General features: G+C 38.5%; 3 protein-coding genes. All 3 read right to left on the reverse strand.

Annotation, left to right across the window (positions count from 1 at the left end):
* Positions 1–788, reverse strand: a 788-nt coding sequence (locus tag ACR2F7_RS00865; RefSeq protein ID WP_432711721.1) for an aldo/keto reductase, incomplete at its 3' end; no start/stop codon positions are given.
* A gap of 125 nt (positions 789–913) precedes the next feature.
* Positions 914–2,476 (reverse strand): hypothetical protein, encoded by a 1,563-nt coding sequence (locus ACR2F7_RS00870; protein WP_432711722.1) that lies wholly within the window; start codon positions 2,474–2,476, stop codon positions 914–916.
* An 18-nt stretch (positions 2,477–2,494) separates the two neighbouring features.
* On the reverse strand, positions 2,495–3,568 hold a 1,074-nt coding region (locus ACR2F7_RS00875), incomplete at its 5' end, for an HlyD family secretion protein (protein WP_432711723.1).

Here is a 3,568-nt window from a genome sequence, read left to right on the forward strand (position 1 = left end):
TCTTTGGCTAATGCTTCAATGGCATTCAGCAAATCGATGTTTTTCTGGAAATAAGCTTCCTGAAAGCGTGGGATACCGCGACGGAAATCATTTTCAGGCAAATCATCGATACTTAGGATTTGTCCTGATAAAAAGCCGCGACCAAGGGGAGAATAAGCTACGAAGCCAATGCCTAGTTCATTTAAGGTTTGTAATACGCCACGTTCTTCTACACCACGCTCAAATAAGGAGTATTCGCTTTGTACTGCCGTGATGGGATGAACTGCATGAGCTCTTTTAACAGTAGCGGAAGATACCTCCGATAAACCAATATAGCCTACTTTTCCTTCTTTCACCAAATCGCTCATGGCTTGCACCGTTTCTTCAATAGGGGTGCTTTTATCAAGGCGATGCATGTAATACAAATCGATATAATCAGTTTTGAGGTTTCGAAGGGAACGCTCTACTGATTTCCTGACATATTCTTTTTTACCATTGATGGCCCAGGTTACCTTATCGTCATCGTCAATTTCCCAACCAAATTTGGTGGCAATGATGTATTTATTACGATTGCCTTCAATGGCTTTTGCAATCAGCTGTTCATTTTTAAAAGGGCCATAGAGGTCGGCGGTATCTAAAAAGTTCCCACCAAGTTCTAATGAACGGTGGATGGTGGCAATAGCTTCATTTTCATCGGTTTTACCATACATATCAGCGTCTTCAAAGCCAGTCATGCCCATGCAACCCAAACCAATAATAGGGACGGTTAAGCCCTGATTTCCTAATGTTGTTTTCTTAATTTCCATCATGTTGATTTTTAATAAATCAAAATTAGGCAAGAAGAGGATTAGGCTTGTATGCAAAGTCCTGAAAGTTGTGTTCAAATCAAGGGTAAATATGCAAAACTACAATTGCAACCGCATTACGATACAAATTAAGCTTTTAACTTTAATAAAATATATCCTTTTATAGGCTGATAAAGAAAACAAGCTATGGAAATACCAATTCCCATCCAAAAAAGGATTCTGAAAATATCAATGCTGGTGAGTAATAAGGATTGTTTAAACAATTCATTCTGAAAATTGCCTACGGTTAAGCTAACAGCCTCATTTGGAAGGTAGTTATTCGACTGGCTACTTAACATAGCGTCCCATTGCTCTTGATAAGGAACGCTGGTGAGGTCATAATTAACGCTCAAATTACTTTGTTTTCTTGTTGTAAGGTGCAATACTACATTCTGCATGATGGAATAACCAGCGATTGTGCCCCAAAAACGAGTTGCCGTTCCCAATAAGGCAACATTACTCGAAATGCTAGGGTGCACGCCACCCAACATATATAACACGATTGGTGTAAATAACACGCCCTGTGCCAGGCCTTCCAATAATAAAGGGTAGCAGATGTCGCTTTGGCTAACATCTGGATAGAATAAAAGGCTAAACCATAACATGGAACTGGAAAGGAGTAAAAATCCAGCGGTAAATGTATATCGGCTGTCTACCTCTTTAAGCATTAGAAAAAAGGCAATGGCAACCCCACAAATTGTTCCGAAGACATTGAAATACTGAATAGTTAAAATATTGGTCCATGGCCAATTCCAAACTGTGCCCATGACTTGATAGACGTTTCCAAGACTGGCACGAAATATATAAAACAGGAAAAGTAAGAGCACTCCAAGTATAACACGTTCGGCTTTAAAGATGCCGAAATGAAATAATGGTCTTTTAACGGTGTTTTGATATAAGATAAAGAGCGCTCCGAAGATCAGGAAAATACTTAAAGAAATAATGATTTTATATGAATCAAACCAATCATATTGTCTGCCATAAATAAGGAAAAAGGCACCTGAGATTAACGAAATCATCAATAGTAAAATTCCCGAAAGGTGTAACTGGTACAATGGCTTTTTGGGGAACATGCGGTTATAATTGAAAAGAAATAGGTAAACCAGCAATGCTGTTGTATGTATCATGATGATGGTATAAATCATCATGTTATGGTTGTAATTCTCAATGGCAAATTTGATGATTGATGTGGCAAATTTATCACTTATCATTAGAAAACAGTACAATATAGAATAGCCTAAGATTTTCGCATAATGAGATTTCAATTGGCTCATGATAATTGGCAATAATATACAGCCTTCGAATAAAGCCAGTGGCCCTTGAATTAAACGCAGGATGAGGAGAAGCTGTGTGTTTCTGGTAAAAGTCATGGCTAATAGCACCAATATACTTAAACCGGTCATGACAATTAAGTAAGAACGGATGTTAAAGAAGTGAAAGAAACGAACATGGATGAGAAGTCCACAAACAATTGTTGCATAGGCCATCGCAAACATAAATTGTATGTCATCTGCCTCTAAGTCTAAAAATGATGCGGTAAAGGTGCTGTTCATGTTAAACATGGACAAGATCATCAGGTTAGGAAACATGGCCAGGATCAAAAGAGTCAGCCTCAATCGTTTAGGAACCTTCAGGTTAAAAATGTCGTTCATTCTGTCTTTTATATTATATTATTTGCGACTTTTAACGGCGACCTCTACATTCATTCCTGATCTTAGTTTATCTAAATCAGCTGTATTAGGGAGGCTTATTTTAACAGGAAAACGTTGTTCGATCTTAACGAAATTACCAGTTGCATTATTAGGTTTTATCAGGGCAAATTCAGAGCCTGATGCAGGAGAAAATGACAAGACTTTTCCTTTAAAATGTATCCCTGAATAAGCATCAACTTTCACTTCAACCTCACTGTTCAGTTCAATTTCAGCCAATTGCGTTTCTTTAAAATTTGCGACAATCCATTTCTCTTTAGAAACAACTTGTACCAGTGCCTGACCTTCTTTGATGAGTTGTCCTTCCTGGATGCTTTTAGTGCCCACCCAACCATCGTATGGGGCAACGATATAACTGAAAGAGTACTTTAAATTTGCTTTTTGCAAACTTGCAGTTCTGTTTTGCACCTGACTCTGCACAGGGGCAATCTTTGCTTCTTCAGCTTCCACACCAATCTTTACAGAATTATTTTGCTGTTCCATTGCTTCCAACGTTGCTTTTGCTTGTTTGTATTTGGCCTCAGCGCTTTCAAACTGTTGCCTGGTTGCCGATTCTTGCTCAACCAGGTTTTTAAAGCGATAGTAATCTTGTTGTGTGCGCCAGACTTCTACTTTCGCTGCTTCTATATTAGCTGTTATGACATGGGTATCACTCATCCGGGTAGCTACCATTTTAGTTTGGGAAATAACCGAATTTTGAATGGCGGCTAAATCAGCTGCTGCCATGTCAATATCTTGTTTCAATTCGCGGTTATCAATCACAATAAGTGTATCACCCTTTTTTACAAATTGATTTTCTTCAAATCTAATCTCGTCAATATATCCAGATACCTTACTGGCAATAGGTGTTATATACTGTTTTACCTGTGCATCATTGGTGCTGGCGTGATGACGGGAGAAGAGGTAGAACCAGGCTAAAACGATTACAGCAATCGTGATAAATAACCAGGCAATCCAGGTAAGGATTCGGTTGAGCTGCTTCTCCGCATTTGATATTTGTTTTGTTGACATATATGATATTCCTATTCGATGGGG

The sequence above is a fragment of the Pedobacter sp. genome (assembly GCF_045628745.1).
Taxonomy (GTDB): domain Bacteria; phylum Bacteroidota; class Bacteroidia; order Sphingobacteriales; family Sphingobacteriaceae; genus Pedobacter.

Coding starts and splice junctions, on each gene's coding strand:
- ACR2F7_RS00870 (WP_432711722.1), bottom strand. CDS start 2,476: ATGAACGACATTTTTAACCTGAAGGTTCCTAAACGATTGAGGCTGACT.